Origin of the sequence: Coprococcus sp. AF51-11b1, from assembly GCF_027682785.1 — a bacterium.
Lineage (GTDB): Bacteria > Bacillota > Clostridia > Lachnospirales > Lachnospiraceae > Allocoprococcus > Allocoprococcus comes.
In genome coordinates this window covers 75665-100366 of the sequence record NZ_JAQCZB010000001.1, presented here as the reverse complement: position 1 = coordinate 100366, position 24702 = coordinate 75665, and the positions used below count along the sequence as shown (strand labels likewise).

At 41.7% G+C, this 24702-nt stretch carries 26 protein-coding genes and 1 pseudogene; 23 read left to right on the top strand and 4 right to left on the bottom strand.

Features of this window, described 5'->3' with window-relative positions:
- Positions 1-187: 187 nt before the first annotated feature.
- From PGY05_RS00465 to rsfS, 15 genes are all read left to right on the top strand, one after another.
- Complete coding sequence (locus PGY05_RS00465; protein WP_173686640.1) at positions 188-952, top strand: tyrosine-type recombinase/integrase; 765 nt, start codon at positions 188-190, stop codon at positions 950-952.
- A gap of 522 nt (positions 953-1474) precedes the next feature.
- A complete protein-coding gene (locus PGY05_RS00460; RefSeq protein WP_270475136.1) occupies positions 1475-3340 on the top strand; it encodes a TIGR03960 family B12-binding radical SAM protein in 1866 nt (621 codons plus the stop codon).
- Positions 3324-4031 (top strand): TIGR03936 family radical SAM-associated protein, encoded by a 708-nt coding sequence (locus PGY05_RS00455; protein WP_055157215.1) that lies wholly within the window; start codon positions 3324-3326, stop codon positions 4029-4031. The genes PGY05_RS00460 and PGY05_RS00455 overlap by 17 nt, the downstream gene beginning before the upstream one ends.
- Entirely contained in the window at positions 4032-5222 is a 1191-nt protein-coding gene (locus PGY05_RS00450) for a ribonuclease E/G (RefSeq protein WP_270475135.1), read from the top strand.
- Positions 5215-5697 carry a Cys-tRNA(Pro) deacylase gene (ybaK, locus tag PGY05_RS00445; protein ID WP_008370496.1) on the top strand — a complete coding sequence of 161 codons (483 nt, stop codon included), beginning with the start codon at positions 5215-5217 and terminating at the stop codon, positions 5695-5697. The genes PGY05_RS00450 and ybaK overlap by 8 nt, the downstream gene beginning before the upstream one ends.
- 205 nt (positions 5698-5902) lie before the next feature.
- Positions 5903-7222, top strand: a complete 1320-nt coding sequence (locus PGY05_RS00440; protein ID WP_173685475.1) for an aspartate kinase — start codon at positions 5903-5905, stop codon at positions 7220-7222.
- An 89-nt stretch (positions 7223-7311) separates the two neighbouring features.
- A complete protein-coding gene (locus tag PGY05_RS00435; protein WP_008370486.1) occupies positions 7312-7725 on the top strand; it encodes a CBS domain-containing protein in 414 nt (137 codons plus the stop codon).
- Positions 7726-7843: 118 nt separating this feature from the next.
- Positions 7844-8152 (top strand): 50S ribosomal protein L21, encoded by a 309-nt coding sequence (gene rplU, locus PGY05_RS00430; RefSeq protein WP_008370484.1) that lies wholly within the window; start codon positions 7844-7846, stop codon positions 8150-8152.
- Positions 8153-8167: 15 nt separating this feature from the next.
- Positions 8168-8500, top strand: coding sequence for a ribosomal-processing cysteine protease Prp (locus tag PGY05_RS00425; protein ID WP_008370483.1), 333 nt, complete (start codon positions 8168-8170; stop codon positions 8498-8500).
- A gap of 5 nt (positions 8501-8505) precedes the next feature.
- Positions 8506-8790, top strand: a complete 285-nt coding sequence (gene rpmA / locus PGY05_RS00420) for a 50S ribosomal protein L27 (RefSeq protein WP_008370482.1) — start codon at positions 8506-8508, stop codon at positions 8788-8790.
- A 73-nt stretch (positions 8791-8863) separates the two neighbouring features.
- Positions 8864-10147 carry a GTPase ObgE gene (gene obgE / locus PGY05_RS00415; protein ID WP_173685476.1) on the top strand — a complete coding sequence of 428 codons (1284 nt, stop codon included), beginning with the start codon at positions 8864-8866 and terminating at the stop codon, positions 10145-10147.
- A gap of 32 nt (positions 10148-10179) precedes the next feature.
- The gene (gene yhbY, locus PGY05_RS00410) at positions 10180-10470 is read left to right on the top strand and encodes a ribosome assembly RNA-binding protein YhbY (protein WP_008370480.1); all 291 of its coding nucleotides are present in this window, start codon (positions 10180-10182) and stop codon (positions 10468-10470) included.
- Positions 10471-10487: 17 nt separating this feature from the next.
- On the top strand, positions 10488-11120 hold the full coding sequence (nadD, locus tag PGY05_RS00405; RefSeq protein ID WP_022221033.1) for a nicotinate-nucleotide adenylyltransferase: 633 nt from the start codon (positions 10488-10490) through the stop codon (positions 11118-11120).
- Positions 11101-11703 carry a bis(5'-nucleosyl)-tetraphosphatase (symmetrical) YqeK gene (gene yqeK, locus PGY05_RS00400; RefSeq protein WP_270475134.1) on the top strand — a complete coding sequence of 201 codons (603 nt, stop codon included), beginning with the start codon at positions 11101-11103 and terminating at the stop codon, positions 11701-11703. The genes nadD and yqeK overlap by 20 nt, the downstream gene beginning before the upstream one ends.
- A gap of 8 nt (positions 11704-11711) precedes the next feature.
- Positions 11712-12062, top strand: a complete 351-nt coding sequence (rsfS, locus tag PGY05_RS00395; protein WP_270475289.1) for a ribosome silencing factor — start codon at positions 11712-11714, stop codon at positions 12060-12062.
- 103 nt (positions 12063-12165) lie between these two features.
- Here the strand turns inward: rsfS and PGY05_RS16620 are convergent.
- The 4 genes and pseudogenes from PGY05_RS16620 to nagB form a co-directional block, all read right to left on the bottom strand.
- Positions 12166-13638, bottom strand: a pseudogene (locus tag PGY05_RS16620) (PTS transporter subunit EIIC).
- Between the two features lie 81 nt (positions 13639-13719).
- Positions 13720-14199, bottom strand: a complete 480-nt coding sequence (locus PGY05_RS00385; RefSeq protein WP_055157019.1) for a PTS sugar transporter subunit IIA — start codon at positions 14197-14199, stop codon at positions 13720-13722.
- Entirely contained in the window at positions 14193-15323 is a 1131-nt protein-coding gene (gene nagA, locus PGY05_RS00380; protein ID WP_270475133.1) for an N-acetylglucosamine-6-phosphate deacetylase, read from the bottom strand. The genes PGY05_RS00385 and nagA overlap by 7 nt, the downstream gene beginning before the upstream one ends.
- 30 nt (positions 15324-15353) lie before the next feature.
- Positions 15354-16085, bottom strand: coding sequence for a glucosamine-6-phosphate deaminase (gene nagB / locus PGY05_RS00375; protein ID WP_055157023.1), 732 nt, complete (start codon positions 16083-16085; stop codon positions 15354-15356).
- A 605-nt stretch (positions 16086-16690) separates the two neighbouring features.
- Between nagB and PGY05_RS00370 the strand changes: the two genes are divergently transcribed.
- From PGY05_RS00370 to PGY05_RS00335, 8 genes are all read left to right on the top strand, one after another.
- Positions 16691-16993, top strand: coding sequence for a helix-turn-helix domain-containing protein (locus tag PGY05_RS00370; RefSeq protein ID WP_055248615.1), 303 nt, complete (start codon positions 16691-16693; stop codon positions 16991-16993).
- A gap of 126 nt (positions 16994-17119) precedes the next feature.
- Complete coding sequence (locus PGY05_RS00365; protein ID WP_055157119.1) at positions 17120-17635, top strand: hypothetical protein; 516 nt, start codon at positions 17120-17122, stop codon at positions 17633-17635.
- Positions 17636-18072: 437 nt separating this feature from the next.
- Complete coding sequence (locus tag PGY05_RS00360) at positions 18073-18639, top strand: TetR/AcrR family transcriptional regulator (RefSeq protein ID WP_008370447.1); 567 nt, start codon at positions 18073-18075, stop codon at positions 18637-18639.
- A gap of 16 nt (positions 18640-18655) precedes the next feature.
- Positions 18656-20068 (top strand): glycoside-pentoside-hexuronide (GPH):cation symporter, encoded by a 1413-nt coding sequence (locus PGY05_RS00355; RefSeq protein WP_055297584.1) that lies wholly within the window; start codon positions 18656-18658, stop codon positions 20066-20068.
- A gap of 208 nt (positions 20069-20276) precedes the next feature.
- Positions 20277-21425: an ABC transporter ATP-binding protein gene (locus tag PGY05_RS00350; protein ID WP_055297583.1), complete on the top strand. Its 1149-nt coding sequence runs from the start codon at positions 20277-20279 to the stop codon at positions 21423-21425.
- A gap of 2 nt (positions 21426-21427) precedes the next feature.
- On the top strand, positions 21428-22291 hold the full coding sequence (locus tag PGY05_RS00345) for a carbohydrate ABC transporter permease (protein WP_055260551.1): 864 nt from the start codon (positions 21428-21430) through the stop codon (positions 22289-22291).
- Entirely contained in the window at positions 22291-23208 is a 918-nt protein-coding gene (locus PGY05_RS00340; protein ID WP_055248607.1) for a carbohydrate ABC transporter permease, read from the top strand. Before PGY05_RS00345 ends, PGY05_RS00340 begins: the two co-directional genes overlap by 1 nt.
- Before the next feature lie 104 nt (positions 23209-23312).
- Positions 23313-24701 carry an ABC transporter substrate-binding protein gene (locus tag PGY05_RS00335; RefSeq protein ID WP_270475132.1) on the top strand — a complete coding sequence of 463 codons (1389 nt, stop codon included), beginning with the start codon at positions 23313-23315 and terminating at the stop codon, positions 24699-24701.
- Position 24702 lies beyond the last annotated feature (1 nt).

Genomic DNA, 24702 nt, shown 5'->3' with positions numbered 1-24702 from the left:
TATCGCCACGCATATACATAACGAACATTGAATCCTCTGATTTAATCAAATTTATGGATTCTATTGCTTCGAACCCTTTGCGTTGCAACGCTTATGCCGTTATTAGTTCTTCTTTTAAAACAGCAAAGGAGTTTAACATAATAGCGCAAACCCGGCACCTTACGCTGTTCAAACAATCCGTTCAAAGATGCGACAGAAAAAAAGAACGGAGACCAAACGCAAAACTTTTTCATTACAGCAATTACAAAATATTTTACTAACCTGCAAAAAAGAAGAACCTAATTACTATCTGTTAATGTTGATTTGTTCTACAACTGGCATCCGGATAAGTGAAGCACTTGGTCTTCAATTTGAAAACGTAGATTTTTCCAATCGTCAATTACATATTATCTGGCAAAAAGGACGAACTATTTACGGAGATGGCTGGGAATCTCAAATGGCTACAAGTCAATTGATCCAAACAAAAACATCTTCTTCTGTAAGGAACGTTGAAATACCCCAGTTCGTTTTAGATGAAATTATTTTGGCAAAAAATAAGTATGATTACTTGAATCAAAATGATGTAAATTTTCATTATACACCTGATTTTGTTGTTGTGAATTCAAACGGAAGACCATTATCAAGAGATTCCAAAATCAGTCACGCATTCAAACATGTCCTTGAATTATGTGATATAAATCCTGATGATTATTGCTGGCATGACTTACGGCACACATATGCCACATTATTGAAAAAGAATATTAATAATTTAAAAGTAATCTCTAAATTATTAGGACATTCAACTGTAGATATGACTGAAGACGTTTATATTGACGATCAAAGAGACATAATTGATACAAGCAGCATTATGACAAAATATGTCGATTCACTATATGACAAAATTCATATGAGCGATAAAAGCGAAGAACTTGATATGTCAAAAATAAGTGATGCCTTTCTAAAAATAAGATAGTGCCCGTCAATATAATTATATAATCGTGTGTTGTATCATATGGTCTTACATGGTAACAGAACTATAGTTTTTGTTGCATAATGCCATAAAACAAGCATTATTTTAATTTTTTAAATTATTTCAGATTTTCCAACAATGAAAGGGAATACTGCAAAACATATACGGTTTGCAATGTGTTTTCCAGGACATTGTTTTGTTGTTTATTGACTAGATTCGTAATTATGTATAAAATACATTTTAATGAATAATTATTCAATGTATATGTCATATCATTGCGTAACAGGCAACAAAAATCTTATAAAAGATCAAGCTGTTACATATAATCTCATACAGTCTTTTACAGTACAGAAACTACACTTTCTGTTACTTAATAGCAAAAACAGGCTGTTTTCACCTCATTTATTTTGCAATTTTCTGAAATAAATGGTATAGTTGTAAAGTTAAAAAATTGTAAATATTGCTTGTATTTACGGCGTGAATCGTTATAGAATTAAGAGCAAAAGAACTAAAAACGGAGGAAAAATGAGGAAATTAGCATTAGATGATGATATTTTACTGAATATAGAGAAACCTGCCCGCTACATTGGACACGAAGTCAATTCGGTAATGAAAGATAAAAATGCGGTGGATATAAGGTTTGCAATGTGTTTTCCGGAGGTATATGAGGTTGGTATGTCCCATCTGGGAATCCAGATTCTGTACGATATGTTCAACCGCCGGGAGGATACCTGGTGCGAGAGAGTCTACTCTCCATGGATTGATCTGGACAAGATCATGCGTGAAAAACATATCCCGCTCTTTGCCCTGGAATCTCAGGACCCGGTGAAGGAGTTTGACTTTCTTGGCATCACATTACAGTTTGAGATGTGTTACACCAACGTGCTTCAGGTACTGGATTTGTCTGGTATCCCACTTCACAGTGCGGACAGAACTTTAGAAGATCCGTTTGTAATTGGTGGAGGACCGTGCGTGTATAATCCAGAACCACTGGCAGAATTTTTCGATATGTTCTATATCGGAGAGGGCGAAGTGGTTTATGATGAACTTCTGGAAGCATACAAAAAGTGGAAGAGAGCCGGAAAAAGCCGGAAAGAATTTCTGGAAATGGCAGCAGAGATCGAGGGAATTTACGTTCCTTCTTTTTATGATGTCACTTACAAAGAAGACGGCACGATCGAATCTTTCCTGCCAAACAATCCGCATGCAAAGGGAAAAATCAAACGAGTAGTTGCGGCAGATATGAGCCAGACAACTTATCCGTTAAAGCCGGTTGTTCCGTTTATCAAAGTAACCCAGGACAGAGCTGTTCTGGAGATTCAGCGCGGCTGTATCCGTGGATGTCGTTTCTGTCAGGCGGGAATGGTTTACCGTCCGACACGTCCGCGTGATATCAATATGCTCAAAGAGACGGCACGTGCAATGCTGAAAAATACGGGACATGAAGAGATCACCTTAAGTTCTTTAAGTTCCAGTGATTACAACGAACTGGAAGAGATCGTCACCTTCCTGATCGATGAGTTCCACACACAGGGCGTCAACATTTCCCTGCCGTCCCTTCGTATCGATGCATTTTCTTTGGATGTTATGAGCAAGGTGCAGGATGTGCGTAAGAGCAGTCTGACCTTCGCCCCGGAAGCCGGAACACAGAGGATGCGTAATGTAATCAACAAAGGTCTGACGGAAGACGACATTTTAAATGGTGCAGGACAGGCTTTTGAAGGTGGATGGACGAAGGTCAAGCTCTATTTCATGCTTGGACTTCCGACCGAAACCCAGGAAGATATGGAAGGAATTGCTGTTCTTGCAGATAAAGTAGCACGCCGGTATTATGAAATTCCGAAGGATCAGAGAAATGGAAAATGTCAGATCACGGCAAGTAGTTCCTTCTTTGTACCGAAACCATTTTCACCGCTTCAGTGGGCGACCATGCAGCCGATGGAAGAATATATCCGCCGTGCAGGAATTGTACAGGAAGCATTCCGCAACCAGCTGAACCGCAAGAGTCTGCGCTACAACTGGCATACCGCCGAAGTAACCGTTCTGGAAGGCGTCTTTGCCCGCGGTGACCGGAAGGTCGGAAAGGTTCTGGAAGAGGCTTACCGTCTTGGCTGTATTTACGATGCGTGGGATGAGTATTTTGATTATGATAAATGGCTGCAGGCCTTTGAAAATACAGGTGTAGACATGGATTTCTATAATCTCAGAAAGCGTGAATTAGATGAAATCTTCCCATGGGATTTCATCAATTGTGGCGTGACAAAATCTTTCCTTATAAAAGAATGGAAGAATGCAATGGAAGGGAATGTAACCCCGAACTGCCGTGCAAAATGTTCCGGCTGTGGGGCAGCAAGTTACGGAGGAGGTGTCTGCTTTGAAGGCAAGAATTAAATTTCGGAAAAATGGAGTGATGAAGTTCATCGGACACCTGGATATCATGCGGTATTTCCAGAAAGCGATTCGCCGTGCCGAGATTCCGATCGCATTTACCAGTGGTTACAGCCCGCATATGATCATGTCTTTCGCTAATCCACTTGGCGTAGGGCTTACCAGTGACGGGGAATATTTTGATATCGAATTGACCGAGTCAATCGCCAGCAAAGAAGCGGTCAGACGGCTGAATGAACAGATGGTAGACGGCATGGAGATCGTCAGCTTTGTGCAGATCCCGGATGATAAGAAAAGCAAAGGAATGTCAATCGTAGCAGGTGCCGACTATTTATCTTCGGTAAAAAATGGCAGCCTGCCGGAAGATCTTGCTGAAAAGCTGGAAGCTTTTTATGCGCAGAATGAAATCTGTGTGGTCAAAAAGACGAAAAAGAGTGAAAAAGAAGTGGACATTCGTCCGATGATCTACAAGCTGGAATGCCGGGACGGAAAGATTTATATGCGTGTGGCAGCAGGAAGTGTCCAGAACTTAAAGCCGGAGCTGGTCACAGAAGCGTTTGTCCGCTATCTTGGTATGGATGCGGAGGAAGTGACCTTTACCCACCACAGACTGGAAACTTTTGCGGAATCCGAAGACACGGAGGGCAAGATGATTCTGGTTCCACTGGATGCGCTTGGAACGGAGATTGTATAGATGGAACGAAAAGTACTCCTTACGGAATGCATGAACCGCCGGGTGCTTGCACTTTTAGAGGATGAGAAAATAACGGAATTTCACTTTGGAAGTAGCGGAGAAAAAAAGAGCTGCCACCTGGGTGAAATTTATGTCGGAAGAGTACGGAAAATCCTTCCGAATATCGGTGGCGCATTTGTTGAAATTGCAAATGGTGAGCAATGCTATTTTGCGCTGGATGGAAAATATACCCCGGTTTTCACCAATAAGATTGGAAAGAAGCCACTTGTGATCGGTGATGAACTTCTGGTTCAGGTGGAGAAAGAAGCAGTGAAAACCAAGCAGCCTGTCGTGACCGGGAACTTAAATTTCACCGGGCAGTATGTAGTACTGACTTCCGGCAATCGTACCATTGGTGTATCCGGTAAAATCCACGGTGTCAGGAAAGAAGAACTGCAAAAGCTGGGACAGGACTATATAGACTGTGATTTCGGATTGATTTTCCGGACAAATTGTGTGGAAGTAGAAGAAACACAGATCCGTGCCGAAATTGACAAACTGGCAGAGAACTATCACAGAATCGTAGAATATGGCAAGATGCGGACCTGCTTCAGCTGTCTGCAGAGTGCACCGGATCCGTGCGTACAGGCACTCCGGGATATTTACAAAAAAGATTTGACGGAAATTATTGTAGAGGAAACGGTAGAAGATGGAGTTTTGTATAAAGAAGTTCAGACTTATCTGGAAACGGAAATGCCAGATGAACTTCCGCTTCTCCGTGCGTATACGGATTCGTCTTATCCACTTGTAAAATGCTATAACCTGGAAGGGACGATCCGAGAAGCCAGACAAGAACGGGTATGGATGAAATCCGGGGCTTATCTGGTGATCCAGCCAACCGAGGCGCTGACTGTAATCGATGTCAATTCCGGAAAATGTCTGAAAAAGAATTCTCATTTTCCGGAGATCAACCGGGAGGCAGCAAGAGAAGCAGTCCGCCAGATCCGGCTCCGCAATATTTCCGGTATCATTATTATTGATTTTATCAACATGAAATCAGCAGAAGAGAAGAAAGAACTTCTTGCGTATCTGCAGCTGGAATTAAAGAAGGACCCAAATCCGGGAAATGTGATTGGAATGACGAAACTGCAGCTGGTGGAAATTACACGAAAGAAAATCCGAAAAACACTGGAGGAAAGTTTACATGGGTAAAAAAGAAGTCAAAACAAATGCAATGCGAATTTTAGACAGAAAGAAAATTTCTTACGAATATCAGACCTATGAATGCGATGAATTCACGGATGGAATTGAAACTGCCGACAAGCTGAATCTGCCTCACGAACAGGTTTACAAGACCATTGTCACAACAGGGAAAAGTGGCGAACATTATGTTTTCGTTCTTCCGATCGAAGCAGAAATTGATTTTAAGAAGGCTGCAAAAGCGGTTGGTGAAAAATCTATTGAAATGCTTCATTTAAAGGAGTTAACACCGCTTACCGGCTATGTGCGTGGTGGATGCACTTCGATCGGAATGAAAAAGCATTTTCCGACGGTCATTGATGCAAGTGCACAGCAGTTTGAGAAAGTCTATGTAAGTGCCGGAAGAATCGGTGCACAACTGACACTTGCACCGGAAGATTTGAGAAAAGCAGCGGATGCTACATTTGCAGATGTAATTCATGCATAGAAAGTTTTCAAAAAAAGAAATTCTATTAGACAAAATGCAAGATTTTCAACAGATTCCAAAAGAAAATCTTGCATTTTTCACGTCAGCGTAATAAAGTAATAACTACATAAGTGTAGAAACATCTGCCCGGTGTTTCTACAGAAAATGCAGGTTTGCCATGTGCAGATCAGAATACATGAATTGAGAGATGGAGGAATACCAACAGATGATTAAGGTAGTGAAATTCGGCGGAAGTTCTCTTGCCGATGCAGTACAGATTAAAAAGGCAGGAAAGATCGTTCTTTCAGAGGAATCAAGACGTTACGTTGTACCGTCTGCTCCGGGAAAGCGTTTTTCCGACGACACCAAGGTAACAGATATGCTGTATCGTTGTTACGGCGCAGCTGTAAAAGAGAAGAAATTTACAGAATTACTCGCTGACATTCAGAAGAGATATCAGGAAATCATTGAAGGGCTTGGAATCACTCTTTCTCTTGACGAAGAATTTGCCACCATCCGTGATAATTTTGCAAAGAAGATTGGAAGAGATTATGCTGCTTCCCGTGGAGAATATTTAAACGGACGTGTAATCGCAGCTTATCTTGGATATGAGTTTATCGATGCGGCAGAAGTGATCAAGTTCGATGAAAATGGGAACTTCCTTTCAGAAGAAACTAACCAGGTACTTACAGACAGACTTTCAAAAGTAGAGCGTGCCGTGATTCCTGGATTCTACGGAGCACGTCCGGACGGAACGATCCAGACATTTTCCCGCGGCGGATCTGATGTAACAGGATCGATCGTTGCAAGAGCCACACATGCTGATATGTATGAGAACTGGACAGACGTATCCGGATTCCTCATTGCAGATCCACGTATCATCAAGAATCCAAAAGGAATCGAAGCAATTACTTACAAAGAGTTGCGTGAACTTTCTTATATGGGTGCCAGCGTATTACATGAAGATGCAATCTTCCCGGTTCGTAAAGAAGGAATCCCGATCAACATCCGTAATACAAACGCACCGGAAGAAAAGGGTACTCTGATCGTAGAAGGAACCTGCCGAAAGCCGAAGTATACAATTACCGGTATTGCAGGAAAGCGTGGATTTGCTTCTATTACAATTGAAAAAGCAATGATGAACTCAGAAGTCGGATTTGGTCGCAAGGTTCTTGGTGTATTTGAAGATGAAGGAATTTCTTTTGAACATATGCCGTCAGGAATTGATACTATGACTATCTTCGTTCATCAGGATGAATTTGAAGAACATGAGCAGAAAGTGCTTGCGGGCATCCACCGTGCCGTGAATCCGGATGACATCGAACTGGAATCCGATCTTGCACTGATCGCTGTTGTTGGACGTGGAATGCGTCAGACACGCGGTACAGCCGGAAGAATTTTCTCTGCACTGGCACATGCACATGTCAATGTAAAAATGATCGATCAGGGATCCAGCGAGTTAAATATTATCATCGGTGTGAGAGAGCACGACTTTGAAGCAGCAATCAAAGCAATTTATGATATTTTTGTTAACACTCAGCTGTAAATCTTCAATTCGATCCTTAAATATGGTATAGTACAGGTGTTGGGGAAAACTCCCCTGTACAGAATATTCATACAAGAGAGGATACGAAAATGAATATATTATTTTTCCTGAAGCCAAAAGCAGAAGTGGCATTTGTATATGACTACCACACGCTCAGACAGGCAATGGAAATCATGGAGTACCACAAATACTCATCCATTCCGATGATCAACCGGGAAGGTAAATACGTCGGTACAATCACCGAAGGAGACCTGCTCTGGGGACTTAAGAAGCTGAACATCCTGAATCTGAAAGAAGCAGAAGACATTGCAATCACGAAGATTGCAAGAAGAGCAGATTACCGGCCGGTAAGTGCCGATTCCAATATGGAGGATCTGATGGAAAAAGCGATGGATCAGAACTTTGTTCCGGTCATTGATGACCAGCAGAATTTCATAGGAATCATCACAAGAAAAGACATTATCGGATATTGTTATGAAAAAATTAAAAAAATCGCAAATTAGGGGTTGACTTTGTGTGGCATGCCACTGTATAATACAGAGGTATGCCGCACAACGAGGTTATAAGTCCTGATTTGATCAGACACCGTAGTTGGCGAGTAATGATAATAGGAGGTGCCATATGTACGCAATTATAGCAACAGGTGGTAAACAGTACAAAGTAGCCGAAGGCGATATCATTAAAGTAGAAAAGCTTGGTGTGGAAGCCGGACAGTCTTATACTTTTGACCAGGTTCTCGCAGTAAGTGGTGACGAGCTTAAAGTTGGAACACCAGTAGTAGAAGGTGCAACAGTTGAAGCATCTGTAATTGGTGACGGAAAAGCTAAAAAAGTTATCGTTTACAAGTATAAGAGAAAAACAGGTTACCACAAGAAAAACGGACACAGACAGCAGTATACAGCAGTTAAGATCGAAAAGATCAACGCGTAAGAAGCTGGTGGTTATATGATACGAGTAACCATTTATAAAAATGAAAAGCATCAATGTGTAGGTTTCAAAGCACATGGTCATGCAGGATTCAGTGAAGAAGGACAGGATATTGTCTGCGCAGCTGTTTCCGTACTTACGATCAATACTTTGAATGCCATTGAGAAATTTGCGGATGACCGTACAAGCCTTGTATCCGATGAATCCAAAGGACTCATTGACTATCGACTTAAAGGTAATCCGACTCGCGAAGCAAAGCTTTTGCTTGACGCGATGGTTCTTGGTCTGGAAGAGATTGCAGAAGATGAGAACTACAGAGAATATATGGATTTGACATACGAGGAGGTGTAACAACCATGATGAAATTAAACCTTCAGTTTTTCGCTCATAAAAAAGGAGTTGGTTCTACAAAGAACGGTCGTGACTCTGAATCTAAGAGACTTGGAGCAAAAAGAGCAGACGGACAGTTTGTAAAAGCTGGTAACATCCTTTACAGACAGCGCGGAACAAAGATTCATCCAGGAATCAATGTAGGTCGCGGTGGTGACGATACATTATTTGCACTGGTTGACGGTGTTGTTCGTTTTGAAAGAAAAGGAAGAGATAAGAAACAGGTTTCTATCTATCCAGTAGCTGAATAAGCAGATTTAACAGAGGCTTCAAACTTTTTTGGTTTGAAGCCTTGTTTTTAGCCATAAATAAGGAGGACATATTATGTTTGCAGACAGAGCAAAAATATATATCCGATCCGGAAAGGGCGGCGACGGTCACGTCAGCTTTCGCAGGGAATTATATGTTCCGAATGGCGGTCCGGACGGAGGCGACGGCGGTCGCGGCGGTGATGTAATCTTTGAAGTGGACAAAGGTCTTAACACACTGGTAGATTTCCGTCACAAAACAAAATATAAAGCACAGGACGGAGAGGAAGGCGGCAAAAAGCGCTGTCATGGTAAGGATGCAAAGGATCTGATCCTGAAAGTTCCTGAAGGGACAGTTATCCGTGAAGCAGAGACCAATAAAGTCATTGCCGATATGTCGGGCGAGAATCAGCGTCAGGTCATCTTAAAAGGTGGTAAGGGCGGTCTTGGAAATATGCATTTTGCAACCTCTACTATGCAGGTTCCGAAGTATGCACAGCCTGGAAAGCCTGCACAGGAACTCTGGGTGAATCTGGAACTTAAGGTGATCGCAGACGTTGGGCTTGTCGGTTTCCCGAATGTTGGTAAATCCACATTCCTTTCCCGTGTAACCAATGCGCAGCCAAAGATTGCAAATTATCATTTCACAACACTCAGCCCGAACCTTGGAGTTGTAGATCTGGAAGGTGCAAAGGGATTTGTTATTGCAGATATTCCGGGACTGATTGAAGGAGCATCAGAAGGTGTCGGACTTGGACATGAATTTTTGCGTCATGTTGAACGTACCAAGATGATGATCCATGTTGTGGATGCGGCAGGTATCGAAGGACGTGATCCGGTTGAAGACATTTACAAGATCAACGCTGAACTGGAAGCCTATAACAAAGAAATTTCCATGCGTCCACAGGTCATTGCAGCAAATAAGGTTGACCTGATCTATTCCGAAGATGAAGATCCGATCCAGAGACTGAGAGATGAGTTCGAGCCAAAAGGAATCAAGGTATTCCCGATTTCCGGTGTGACCGGAGAAGGACTTTCTGATCTTCTTTACTATGTAAATAATGAACTTCAGAAGTTGGATGACAAGCCGATCGTATTTGAACAGGAATATTTCCCGGAAGAAGAGATCATCCACATGGATCTTCCATATACCGTGGAAAAAGAAGACGATATATTTGTAGTAGAGGGACCAAAGATCGAAAAGATGCTTGGTTACACCAATCTGGATTCCGAGAAGGGATTTGCTTTCTTCCAGAAATTCCTGAAAGAAACCGGTATCCTTGAGCAGCTTGAAAATGCAGGTGTTCAGGAAGGCGATACTATCCGTATGTACGGTCTTCAGTTTGAATATTACCGTTAGAAAAGAACATAATTTCAGAAAGGAGAAGTTTTATGACTTCCAAACAGAGAGCTTATTTAAAGAGCCTTGCGATGACAATGGATCCGATCCTTCAGATCGGTAAATCCAGCGTAACACCGGAACTTACCGCAGCTGTTGCAGAAGCGCTTGAAGCAAGAGAACTGATCAAGCTTCACGTTCTTCAGAACTGTGGAGATGATCTGCGTGGAATGGCAGAGATCCTTGCAGAGCGTACACGTTCCCAGGTGGTACAGGTTATCGGAAGAAAAATCGTTCTTTATAAAGAGGGAAAAGACGACAAGAAGAAAATCGTTCTTCCTTAATGAGTGGAGTATAGATTATGAGAATCGGTATTATGGGCGGAACATTTGATCCCATCCACAACGGGCATCTGATGCTTGGTGAATATGCATACCAGCAGTTCCATCTGGATGAAGTGTGGTATATGCCAAACGGCAATCCGCCCCATAAATCAAATCCGGAAATACGAAAAGATTTACAGGACCGTGCCGAAATGACACGCCTTGCAATTGAAGAGATCCCGTATTTCCGGCTTTGTACCTATGAAATGGATCGAAAGGAAACTTCGTACTCCTATCAGACAATGGAGTATTTTAAAGAGACTTATCCGCAGGATGAATTTTATTTTATCATCGGTGCGGATTCTCTTTTCAATCTGGAAACCTGGAAATGTCCGGAAAGACTTCTGAAAACAGCGGTCATCCTGGCAGCATATCGGGATGATGCAGGAGCGCCGAAAGAAATGCGCCGTCAGATCACATATTTGAAAGAAAAGTATGCATGTGATATCCGGCTTCTCCGTACCCCTGTGATGCCGGTTTCTTCCAGTGAGATCCGGCAGATGATCCGAGGAGGAGAGACAGAAGATCTTCCGATTCCGAAAAAGGTTGCAGATTATATAGATTTGAACAGATTATATCAGGTGAGTGAACATGACGGAAACAATACTTAAGATGCAGAAAAAAGTAAAACGGTACCTGGATAAAAACCGTTATGATCATACGATCGGTGTGATGCATACGGCAGGCTGCCTTGCCATGCGTTATGGTGCCAATCTGGAGCAGGCTTTGACGGCAGGACTTTTACATGACTGTGCAAAATGTGTGCCGGCAGATGAAAAGATTAAGCTCTGCGAGAAAAATCATATCGAAATTTCCGATGCAGAGTACAAAAATCCGGGACTTCTGCACGCAAAGCTGGGCGCATTTTTTGCCCGGGAAAAATATGGAATAGAAAATGAAGAGATTCTACGATCGATCGAGTCTCATACAACCGGTCGTCCGAATATGTCTCTGCTTGATAAGATCATTTATATCGCAGATTATATTGAGCCTGGAAGAGATGTTGCACCAAATCTTCCGGAAGTACGTGCGCTTGCATTTGTAGATATCGATGCATGTCTTTACCGTATTCTGGAAGATACACTTGCATATCTTGCCGAAAAAGGTGCAACGTTAGATCCTGCGACAGAAGAGACATTTTTATATTATAAGAACCTGAAAAACAGTGATTCCGAAAAGGAGGACAAAAACTGATGCAGACAATCGAGCAGTCAAGAGAGATGGCAAAACTTGCCTGCGAAGCACTCGCTGACAAAAAAGGCGAAGATATCCGTGTAATTGACATTGCAGGAATCTCTGTGCTTGCAGATTATTTTATCATTGCAAACGGAACCAACGAAAGCCAGGTAAGAGCACTGGTTGACAATGTAGAAGAGACACTCGGAAAAGCAGGATACGAAGTCAAACAGCGTGAAGGCTATGGCCTTGGAAGCTGGGTGCTTCTTGACTTTGGCGATATTATCGTACATGTATTCGACAGAGAGAACCGTCTGTTCTACGATCTGGAAAGAATCTGGAGCGATGGCAAACAGGTGGATCCGGAAGAATTATAAAAGAATTCAAAATGAGAATGTGCTTCGGCACATTCTTTTTTTTAATGTAAAAAGCAGGGCATGCGCCCTGCTTTTCTGGTACAATTATTCAAGATATATAAGCTTATTCACAAAGTCTTGAGAATGCATCCGCAACAAACTGTACTTTAGTTCCAACAATAACCTGTACAGAAGTTTTTCCAGGTCTAATAACACCTGCAACACCTGCAGATTTGATCACTTTGTCGTTAACTGCAGTCATATCTTTTACTTCCAGTCTCAGTCTTGTTACACAGTTGTCGATGCTTGCAATGTTTTCCTTTCCGCCGCAACCTTCAAGAATCTTTGCTGCGATAGCTGTGAAGTCATCACTTGCCAGTTCTACATTTTTTTCTGCTTCCAGATCGTCATCATCTTCTCTACCCGGTGTCTTCAGATCAAATTTCTTGATCGCGAAGAGGAATACGAAATAGAAAACTAAGAATGCTGCGATTCCAAGAGGAATGATGAGCCATATCTTAGCTGCTGCCGGAAGAGAAGCAGAGAAGAATAAGTCCATCGCACCTGCTGAGAATGAGAATCCTGCACGGAATCCAAGAGCAACCGTGATCATTGTGAAGATACCGTAAAGTGCTGCATAAATTACATAAAGTACCGGTGCAAGGAACATGAATCCGAATTCGAACGGTTCAGTTACACCACAGATGAATGCACAAATAGCTGCAGAAGCTACAAGTCCGATTGCAACTTTCTTTTTCGCCGGTTTTGCACATTTTACCATAGCAAGAGCTGCACCAGGGATACCAAACATCATACATGGGAAGAATCCTGACATGTACATTCCAAGACTCCATGATACGTCTGCAGATGTTTCACCAGCCCAGAAGTGCTGTAAGTCACCAAGACCGATCGTATCAAACCAGAATACATTGTTCAGTGCGTGATGTAATCCGGTAGGAATGAGCAGACGGTTGAGGAATGCATAGATACCGGCTCCTACAACATCCAGTCCAACGATTCCTTTTCCAATAGCAACAAGTGCTCCGAAAAGTAATGGCCATACGAATAATCAAACAACAGATGCAAGAATAGAAACAACTCCGGCAATAATTGCTACACAGCGTTTTCCACTGAAGAAAGACAACCAGTCCGGAAGCTTTGTGCTTTTGAATTTGTTGTAGCACACAGATCCGATGATACCTGCAAGAATACCGATAAACGGGTTTGCGATTTTGTCGAAGGCAAGTGTCTTTGTTGCACTGTCTGCGATAGAAGGCATGATCGTTGTAACAAATCCTGTTGAAAGAAGTGTTGTCATCATAAGCCATGAAGCAAGAGCAGCGATACCACCTGTACCATCATTTTTTTCAGACATACCGACACCGACACCGATTGCAAAAAGAATTGCCATGTTGTCGATCAAAGCTCCACCTGCTTTTACTAAAAACAGACCGATCAGATTTACTGCACCCTGGATGTCTCCACCCTGCATCGTAGCCGGACATAACCTGTATCCAATACCCATGAGGATACCACAGATCGGAAGAATAGCTACCGGGAGCATTAACGCTTTACCAAGTTTTTGTAAGAATTTCATGTTTTTCCTCCTTAGAAATAAAATAAAAGTATACACTAAACTGGACCATTCCAGTTAGCTTCGATTGAAAAAGCACAGATCCTAGGATAATTTAAGCACAGCATCCTCCAGTGTGACTTCGCCTTTCTTCTGAAGGGCTATTTTCCCATAAGTATCTGTATTACAGATGAGTACCGGAGTAATGGTATTTAATCCGGCTGCCTGGATCTTATCCAGATCAACTTCCATCAGGAGATCTCCCTGTTTTACCTTGTCACCTGCAACAACATGGGGGGTAAAAGGTTCTCCTTTCAGTGTAACGGTATCAAGACCGATATGGATCAGAATCTCTGTTCCCTGGGTGCTTGTCATAGTAACGGCGTGAAGAGTATCAAATACCATACTCACTTCCCCATCTGCCGGTGCATAGACCTTTCCCTCGGAAGGAATGACTGCAAATCCGTCTCCTAATATTTTATCCGCAAAAGTCGAATCCGGAACTTCTGTGATCGGTACGACTTTTCCGTTACACGGGGAGTGGAGTAGATTCCCCTTATTTTTTCCTTTAAATAAACCTAACATGTGATCTCCTTTCCATCTACATAGACGCTTACTATATTCAAATCTTTATCTAAAAGCACAAAATCTGCTTTCTTACCAGCGGAGATACTTCCGACCTCATGGAAAATTCCGATTTCTTTTGCCGGATTTTCAGATGCGCACATGACTGCTGTTTCAAACGGAAGGCCGACTTTCTTAACCACAAAACGCACACAGTCCATAAGATTCGTAGCAGAACCAGCAATTGTTCCATCATGCAGGGTAGCAAGATTGCCTTTTACCTTTACCGGCTGTCCGCCAAGGGTGTAATCTCCATCATTCAGACCAGTTGCTCGCATACTGTCACTGATCAGGATCATACGCTTCGCACCAAACATGGCAAAGGTTGCGCGGATCACAGAGGGATGAATATGTACACCGTCGCAGATCAGCTCTGCATGGCATGTTTCAGAATCCCTGACTGCACCGATCACGCCCGGATTTCTATGATTCAATGGTGGCATTGCATTGTACAAATGGGTTGCATGGGAAGCACCACGCTGAATGGCTTCTTTTGCAGTATCATAATCCGATGCGGTATGCGCAAGGGATATAACCACCTCATCCTTTGCTTTCTCGATAAATTCCATGGCTCCCGGTTCTTCCGGTGCAAGATCCACCAGTTTGATCAGTCCCTTTGCCGCCTTTTGAAGCCGGCAGAAATATTCATAATCACAATGCAGGATATTTTCTTCTGCCTGGGCACCTTTTTTGGAAGCACTGATAAATGGTCCTTCCATATTGATACCGACCAGGTGTGCACCGCCATTGTAGGCGTAATCACCTGCATTTTTCATGACATTTAAAAGCTCGTCTTTAGCAATTGTCATGGTAGCCGGACAGACAGAAGTCACACCGATGGACGCTTCATATCTCGTAATGATATCCAGTGCTTCTTTTGTACCGTCGCACATGTCTGCTCCCATGCATCCGTGAAAATGAATGTCCACAAGTCCCGGAATCATATAAAGTCCCTGGGCATCCACGATCTGGGCATCCTGTTCCGAAAAATCCGAAAAACTTACAAATCTGCCATTTTCTACAACTGCATTCCTGTTCACAAAAGTATGATCTTCTGTATAAATTGACGCATTTTTAATGATCATTTTCAAAGCCTCCGTTCCTTGCAGACATGATTATAAAGGAAGTTTGCTAAGTGCAGCTTCGTCAGCTACTAAAGTAACATCATTGTGCAGCTGTAAAACAGAAGCAGGAACCTTCGGTGTGATCGGACCAAAGAAAGCATCTCTTACGATTTCTGCTTTATCTTCGCCACTTGCAACGATCAGGATTTTCTTTGCCTGCATGATCGTCTTGATTCCCATTGTATAAGCCTGCTTCGGAACATCGTCAGCTGAAGCAAAGAAACGTTTGTTTGCTTCGATGGTAGACTGAGTCAGATTTACACAATGAACCTGCTTGTCAAAAGCTTCCCCCGGTTCGTTGAATCCGATATGACCGTTATGACCGATTCCGAGAAGCTGAAGATCTACGCCGCCTAAAGACTGGATCAGATCGGTATATTCCTGGCATTCTTTTTGAGAATCCGGTTCCATTCCGTTTGGAAGGTGTGTATTCTCAGCTGGAATATTCACATGATCAAATAGGTTCTGATGCATGAAATAGTAGTAGCTCTGATCGTTGTCACGGCTAAGTCCTTTATATTCATCAAGGTTTACCGTCATAACTTCTGAGAAATCAAGATCACCTTTGTTATACCATTCCACCAACTGCTTATAAAGACCGATCGGAGTAGATCCGGTTGCAAGCCCAAGAACACAATTTGGTTTCATAATAACCTGTGCAGAAACAATGTTGGCAGCCTTGCGGCTCATGTCTACGTAATCTTTCGCTTTGTAAATTCTCATTTTTATCCTCTCTCCATTCCATAAATATTAACCGCCACGATTCTTTATACAATTTGCATATATCACAGCAAGTTGTATTAGTACATATACACATCCTAACCAATGTGCTCACTTTTTTCTACAAAAAATTTAGCGTTTTACCGAATTACATTGAAATTGGTGAATATTCTTCTAGTTAAATTCATGATGTTATTATAACAAAAAAATCAAGATTACCCATGTAAAAAACTACGTGAAGTATATAAAAAACAACAAAAACAACAAATATACATAAAAATGTTATCCTTGCTTTTCATATCTTATGGGGATATTGCTGGACAATCTTTGTTTCTAACGGTTTTAAGGATTTCTACTCATTTTGGTTTCCAGGAAAAAGCTGTTTTTATAAACTTCTGATTGAATAAAATCCATTTCCGAAGCAAGGACAGAAAGGGGCTGTTCTACGATCTGGAAAGAATCTGGAGCGATGGCAAACAGGTGGATCCGGAATATCTGTAAATATATTTTCTGATGTTTTAGAGACTGATACTGGTGATCCGATGCTTTCTGTGTTATAATATATAAGTTATCAGGGAACTTGATTCTGAATCATGGAGGCACAAAGTATGGAACCCATGTATTTGTCAATCCAGCCGAAAAAGACTGGAGAACGCATAAGAAAGCTACTCTTGGAAAAAGGATATACAATTCGGGAAATCCAGGGAGCTTTTGGATTTGAAAATCCGCAGGCCATTTATAAATGGCTTTCCGGAAAATCGTTACCCAGTATAGACAATTTCATTATTTTAAGTAGATTATTACATACTTCGATTGAAGATATCCTCGTCATTGACGGGGATATTTCTCATTTCTATGGAGTTTTAAACTGTTGGTTGAATGACAAACAGCTATCATATAATTATAATTAAATCAGAAGTTGAGGAACAGATATTATTTATATGGTGTTCGAGGATTGCGGAAATTGCATAGCAATGGAGCAATCCGGTTACATCATTTATATTGTAAGCAAGAGAACAGTATGGGAGGCAAAAATCATGAAGAAAATTACATCAGCTTATGCAAACAAGATGTTGAGAAGCCTTGAGGAAGATAAAGCATTCTGGGTAAACAAGGAGGCAGCATCCAGTACCTATGTGGCTGCGGTCAATGAGGAGCCGGTCATTCCGGAATATGATTATATGACCATTGCAAATACAATTGACGAGATCGACAGGAAGATTGTTACTATCAAACATACATTGAACCTGACAAATGCCACCGCAAAAGTGCAGGTTGGCAATCAGGAGATGAGCATTGACAGCATTTTGATCCGAATGGCGCAGCTTAACAAAAGAAAAGCTGTTCTTGACGATATGCGCAAGCGGCTTCCGAAAATGCGTGTGTATAGTAATTCCTTCAGTTCATCCGGATCGGTACCGGAATATAAATATATCAACTATGATCTGGAAGTAATCCGTCAGGAATACGATCGTATTTCCAATACAATTATGGAAATGCAGATTGCACTGGATCGCTACAATCAGACAGTGTTGTTTGATGTGGATATCTAAGTAAGAATTTCCGTACAGGGTATATCTTCAACAAAGCTTATAGACGGTTGGTTATGGTTCAATGTCATCGTTTATTGGTTATTTGTTATCAGGTTATGTGTTCTTGTTCATAGAAACATTTTTGGAAAAGTATACAATTTAAATTTTTAAATCACCCTGTAAAAAACCTGTGTCAGTTCACAGTGCAGAGGTACGGTTTCAAGCACGCAACAGCTGTGGAAGCAATTCCGCAACTGTTTTTAAAATAAAAAAAATTGCAACCAAGAGAGTTTTAAATCAAAATATATCCGCCAGAAAAAGAATTCGCTCCATATTAAAAAGTTACCAAAAACAAGAAACTATTTTTGTGAATTTAGTTGCTTGTTTTTTTGTGCGCAAAGATGCTACAATCAAGGAAACTATTACAAGAGAAATAGTTTCCACAAGGAGATGATGATGTGTCAGATAAAAATTTAAAAGGCAATATTCTCGAAGCAACCATCAAGGCATTTCAGAAAAAAGGGTTAAAATTTACAATGGATGATCTTGCATCTCTTCTGGGAATCAGCAAAAAAACAATCTATACTGTTTTCCCTGACAAAAATTCATTGGTTCTGGAGATGGTTGATTATTGTTTTTCCTCGATCAAAGAAAGTGAACAAAAAGTTCTTCAAGATCTGAGTCTGGATACGGTTGGTAAAATCAGAGCAATTCTTGGTGTGTTACCGGAAGGGTATCGGGAGCTTGATCTCAGACAGCTTTATCAGTTAAAGGAGAGGTATCCCGAAGTTTATGAAAAAGTAAAATCCCGTCTGGAAACCGGGTGGGAGAGTACGATTTCATTACTGGAACAGGGCATCACAGAAGGAAAAATTCGAAATATCCAGATTCCAATTTTAAAAACCATGATGGAAGCCACATTAGAACAGTTTTTTCAGAGAGACGTGCTGGTCCAGAATGGAATTTCTTATCATGAGGCATTAGATGAAGTCGTATCCATTCTGATCGATGGCATTACAATCTGACAAGGGGGAATTTATTATGGGAGAAGTACAGAAACTAAAAGGAAAAGAAAAGTTTGCCTACGGAATCGGGGCTGTAGGGAAAGATATGGTCTATATGCTGTCAGCGTCCTATGTCCTTTATTATTATCAGGACATCATGGGTGTCAGTGCTGTGGCAATGGGGGTGATCCTGTTTATCGCCCGAATTTTTGATGCATTTAATGATCCGATCATGGGAATCATCGTAGCAAAGACGAAAACCAGATGGGGCAAGTTCCGACCGTGGCTCTTTATCGGTACACTGACAAATGCCATTGTTTTGTATCTGATGTTTGCTGCACCGCCCTCTCTTTCAGGCAGAGGACTGGTTGCTTATGCGGCTATAACCTACATACTCTGGGGCGTAACTTATACGATGATGGACATTCCATACTGGTCCATGATTCCTGCTTTTACCGAAAGCGGAAAAGAGCGCGAAAATCTTTCTGCAATGGCACGTTCCTGTGCCGGCGTTGGTTCTGCAATTATCACGATCATCACCGTACTTTCCGTATCCACGCTTGGCAAACTGGCAGGCGGGGAAAGTGCATCGGAAATTGAACGGCTTGGATATCGCTATTTTGCACTGATCATTGCGGTTTTGTTTTTCATTTTTATCACGATTACCTGTCTTTCTATTAAAGAAAAATCTTCGGTAAATATGGAAACAGCAACGGTAAAAGAAATGTTCCGGGCACTGTTTCGCAATGACCAGGCACTGACCATGGTTGTGGCAATTGTTATGATCAATACCGCATTATATATTACATCGAATCTGGTCATTTACTTTTTCAAATATGATTTCAGTCCGGAAGCATGGCAGAGCAATTATACGCTTTTTAATACCTTTGGCGGTGCATTCCAGATCCTTGCGATGATGATTTTGTTTCCGCTGTTCCGGAAATTTATGAATACGATAAATCTTTTTTATGTCAGCTTTTCTATGGCATTTGCAGGATATCTGATCCTTCTTGTGATTGCATTCTCCGGAAGTACCGGTGTCTATCTGCTTCTGGTTCCGGCATTCCTTATTATGTCGGCAATTGGTATGCTGAATGTTATTGTGACGATTTTCCTTGCAAATACGGTAGATTACGGGGAATTGAAAAATAACCGGCGTGACGAATCGGTAATCTTTTCGATGCAGACCTTTGTGGTAAAGCTGGCATCTGGCGTGGCTGCACTTGCGGCTTCGATCGTTATTCAGATCTTCCAGATCAAGAAGGATGAAACGGCAGAAGTACTGACGGTAATCGCACCGGCTTCCAGGCTGGGACTTCGGATGTGTATGACGATCATTCCGATTCTTGTATTGCTGATCGGATTACTTGTGTTCCGAAAACATTACATATTAACAGATGAAAAGACAGAAGAAATATCCAGAACACTGGAAGAACGGAAGAGAGCATAATATTTATACCTATAATTTTATAACGAAATTTTAGTGGGACAGTTTGCGGACTGTCTCATTTTTTTACATTTGTATATAATAATATACGTCCATTTAACATTTCTTTAGCAGAAATATGATAGCACTTTCAGAAGCAGAAATGTTACGATATTTCACGGACATAAGAGCAAGAACGAAGCCACATTCGTGGCTATGAAGGAGGAAAAAGATGGCAGAAATTGCGTTAAGAAATGTCTGCAAGCAATTTGATTCCACACATTATGGTGTAAAAGATTTTACCTTAGACATTCATGATAAAGAATTTGTGATTTTCGTAGGACCTTCCGGCTGTGGAAAATCTACAACACTTAGATTGATTGCAGGATTGGAAGACATTACGGATGGAGAACTCTGGATTGATGGAGAACTCTGCAATTACCTGGAGTCAAAGGAAAGAGATATGTCGATGGTTTTTCAGAACTATGCATTATATCCAAACATGACCGTTTATGGAAATATTGCATACTCGCTGAAAATCCGTAAGGTTCCCAAAAAAACAATTGATCAAAAAGTCAGAGAAGTAGCAAGAATCCTTGAGATTGAATCTCTGCTTGACAGAAAACCGGCGGCATTATCCGGCGGGCAAAAGCAGCGTGTTGCGATTGGCGCGGCAATCATAAGACAGCCAAAAGCATTTCTTATGGATGAACCACTTTCCAATCTTGATGCAAAGCTTCGGGCGCAGATGCGTGTTGAATTGCAAAAGTTACATAAACAGTTAGATACCACCATCATTTATGTTACACACGATCAGACAGAAGCAATGACGCTTGGGACAAAAATCGTTGTCATGAAAGACGGTCTGATCCAGCAGGTAGATACCCCGCAGAACATTTACGATCATCCGGTAAATAAATTTGTCGCAGGATTTGTAGGTGCACCGACCATGAATTTTATCGAATGCGAAGTGGAAAAAGAATTTGATAAGACAGTCCTGTTATTTGCAACAACAGGACCAGTAAAAAAAGTATATCCAGCTGGGCGTAATGAAGAAATTCTCCGGAAAGAATACCTGGGAAAACGTGTGACCCTGGGAATCAGACCGGAAGATATCTATGAATACGAAGAAGCAAAAGCCAGCGGATTTGCAAAAAACAGTGCCGGAATACGGGAAACCGTCGTTACCAGAGAAATGCTTGGAGCAGAAGTATTCCTGTATTTTGATGAACAGCACAGAACGCATGCTGTAAGGCTGGAGCCATCCAACCAGACAAAAGTAGGTGAAACGGTAGATCTGTATTTTGATCCAAATCGGATTCACATATTTGATACAGAAACAGAGGAAAATATTCTGAATCTATATAGGAAAGGATATTAAGAATGAAAAAAGAAAAGAATCTAAAAATTACACCGTACCTTTATCTGGTGCCAAGTATTCTGATCTTTGCAGTATTTTTGTTCTACCCATTTGTAAAGACAGTTTACTTAAGCCTTTTTATGACAAACAAAATGGGACAGGCAAAAATCTTTGTAGGTCTTCAGAATTATATAGATCTGCTTAGTTCAGAATCCTTTAGAAACAGTTTAAAAGTTACATTGGTCTTTGTTGTCATCGTTGTACTCGGCGGAATGCTCCTGGGATTGATTGCTGCAGTTCTTTGTAACAAAGCTTTTCCAGGAATCCGCGTATTCAGTACCGCTTACGCGCTTCCGATGGCGATCGCATCAAGCTCGGCAGCCATGATTTTCCAGATCATGCTCCATCCGGCAGTCGGAATTGTAAATAAGCTTCTCGGACTTGATATCAACTGGCTGAACGATCCAAACACCGCACTTTACTGTGTCGCGATCCTTACCGCCTGGTTAAATAGCGGAATCAATTTTCTGTATTTTTCGGCAGGACTCGGAAATATTGACGAAACCATTTATGAAAGAGCGTCGGTCGACGGTGCAAGCGGGGTTCAGCAATTTTTCAGCCTGACACTTCCGGGACTGTCACCGATCATGTTTTACACCGTTGTTGTAAACATCATTCAGGCATTCCAGTCATTCGGACAGATCAAGATCCTGACAGAAGGCGGACCGAATGAATCCACAAACGTAATCGTATACTCGATTTACAGAGATGCATTCTTTAACTATCGTTTTGGAAGTGCATCCGCACAGTCTGTTATCTTATTTGTCATTATCATGCTTGTAACATTGGTGATGTTCCGCATTGAGAAGAAGGGAGTAAATTACTAATGAGTCAGTTAAATAGTATGGCAATTCCGATGGAAGGAAAATATTCAAAAAGTGAACTTCTGGAATTAAAAAATAAAATGAACGCCAAGGCACTGGCGAAAAGAAGAAGTAAGACAGCACTGCGCCTTGCGGCAAATATCATTTTCGCAATCCTTGTACTGCTTCCGCTTTTATACGCGGTCAGCATTGCGCTGATGCCATCCAATGAATTATTTACAACGGATCTGAATCTTTTTCCGAAGCATCCGACACTGCAGAACTTTAAGGAGGCATTTACAACTGTTCCGCTTCTCCGGTTCATTTTAAATTCATTTATCATGGCAGGATGTATTACCATCGGACAGATTATTTCCTGTTCCCTTGCCGCATTTGCATTTTCCTTCCTGGAATTTAAGGGAAAAGGAATCCTTTTTGCAATTGTTATGGCAACCATGATGGTTCCTGGCGAAGCAACGATCATTTCCAATTATCTGACCGTCGGAAGCTGGGGGATTCTTGATACGTATGCGGTACTGATCATTCCGTATCTGACATCGGCGATGGGAATCTTTTTGTTCCGTCAGTTCTATATGACATTCCCGATGTCCCTGTATGAATCAGCAAAACTGGACGGATGCAGTAATTTGAAATTCATTATTAAGATTCTGATCCCGCTGACCAAGTCAGCAATCGGAGCTATGGCAGTTTATACTTTTATCAATGCATGGAATATGTATATGTGGCCACTTCTTGTAACCGGTTCCAACAACATGCGAACCGTACAGATCGGTATCAGTATGCTTGACAGTGTGGATTCACAGTCCATTACCCTGATGATCGCAGGTGTTGTCATGATCATCATTCCATCGATTTCGATTTTTATTATCGGACAGAAGCAACTGATCCGGGGAATGTTCTCAGGAGCTGTAAAGGGTTAATTCCTATACTGGAAACGGGAAAACATTCATTCCCGATCCTATATATGTGTAAATATTACACACAATTTCATCCAATTAGAAGAGATCACAACAGGAGGAAAATTATGAAGAAAAAAACAGTTTCATTATTACTTGTAGCAGCAATGGCTGTCGGAATGCTTGCAGGATGCGGTGGTGGAAAATCTTCCATCAGCCAGGATGGCTCATCCGATGCAGCAGAAGGCAATGAAAAAGCAGAAATGGCAGATGCAAAGGATGTAGACGGAACAACCATTACTTTCTGGCATTCTATGGGTGGAGTCAATGGACAGGCAATCGATACACTTGTCAAAAAATTTAATGATGAAAATGAATATGGAATTACTGTAGAAGCACAGTATCAGGGAGAATATGATGATTCTCTGAACAAATTAAAGAGCGCACAGATCGGAAATATGGGTGCAGATCTGGTACAGGTCTATGAAATCGGTACCCGTTTTATGATCGAATCCGGCTGGACAGTGCCAATGCAGGAAATGATCGATGCAGATAATTATGATGTATCCGAGATCGAACCGAACCTTGCTGCATATTATACGATTGATAATCAATTATATTCGATGCCTTTTAACTCATCTACCCCAATTATGTATTATAATAAAGATATGTTCGACAAAGCCGGTATTACAGAAATCCCGGACAGCCTGGAAGCAATCGATGAGATTGGCGATCAGTTAATGAGCAAAGGCGGTGCCGGAGAAGTAATGTCTCTTGGTATTTACGGATGGTTCTTCGAGCAGTTTATCGGAAAACAGGGTCTGGACTATGCCAATAACGGAAATGGGCGTGAAAAGGCCGCAACAGCAGTTGACTTTGACAAAAACGGTGCAGCCAAGAATATCCTGACCGCATGGCAGAAACTCAACAAAGACGGTTATGCTCCAATCGTCGGAAAAGGTGGTGATGCAGGACTTGCAGATTTCTCAGCCGGAAAGTCCGCAATCACACTTGGTTCTACAGCTTCATTAAAACAGATCCTGCAGGATGTAAACGGAAAATTTGAAGTGGGAACTGCATATTTCCCGAAGGTATCTTCAAGTGATGAAGGCGGAGTATCCATCGGTGGGGCTTCTCTGTGGGCACTGAACAATAAAGATCCAAAGAAACTCCGTGCAACATGGGAATTCGTAAAATTCCTGATCTCTCCGGAATCACAGGCATACTGGAATGCACAGACAGGATATTTCCCGGTTACCACAAAATCACACGATGAACAGACATTCAAAGATAATATCGCGCAGTATCCTCAGTTCCAGACAGCAATCGATCAGCTCCATGATTCTTCACCGGAATATTGCGGTGCGCTTTTAAGTGTATTCCCGGAAGCAAGAGCAACTGTTGAGTCTGAAATCGAAAGTATGCTGAATGGAAAAGAAGATGTCGACACAGCAGTACAGAAAATGTCAGATTCGATCAACAAAGCGATCACTGACTACAATACTGTAAATAATTAAA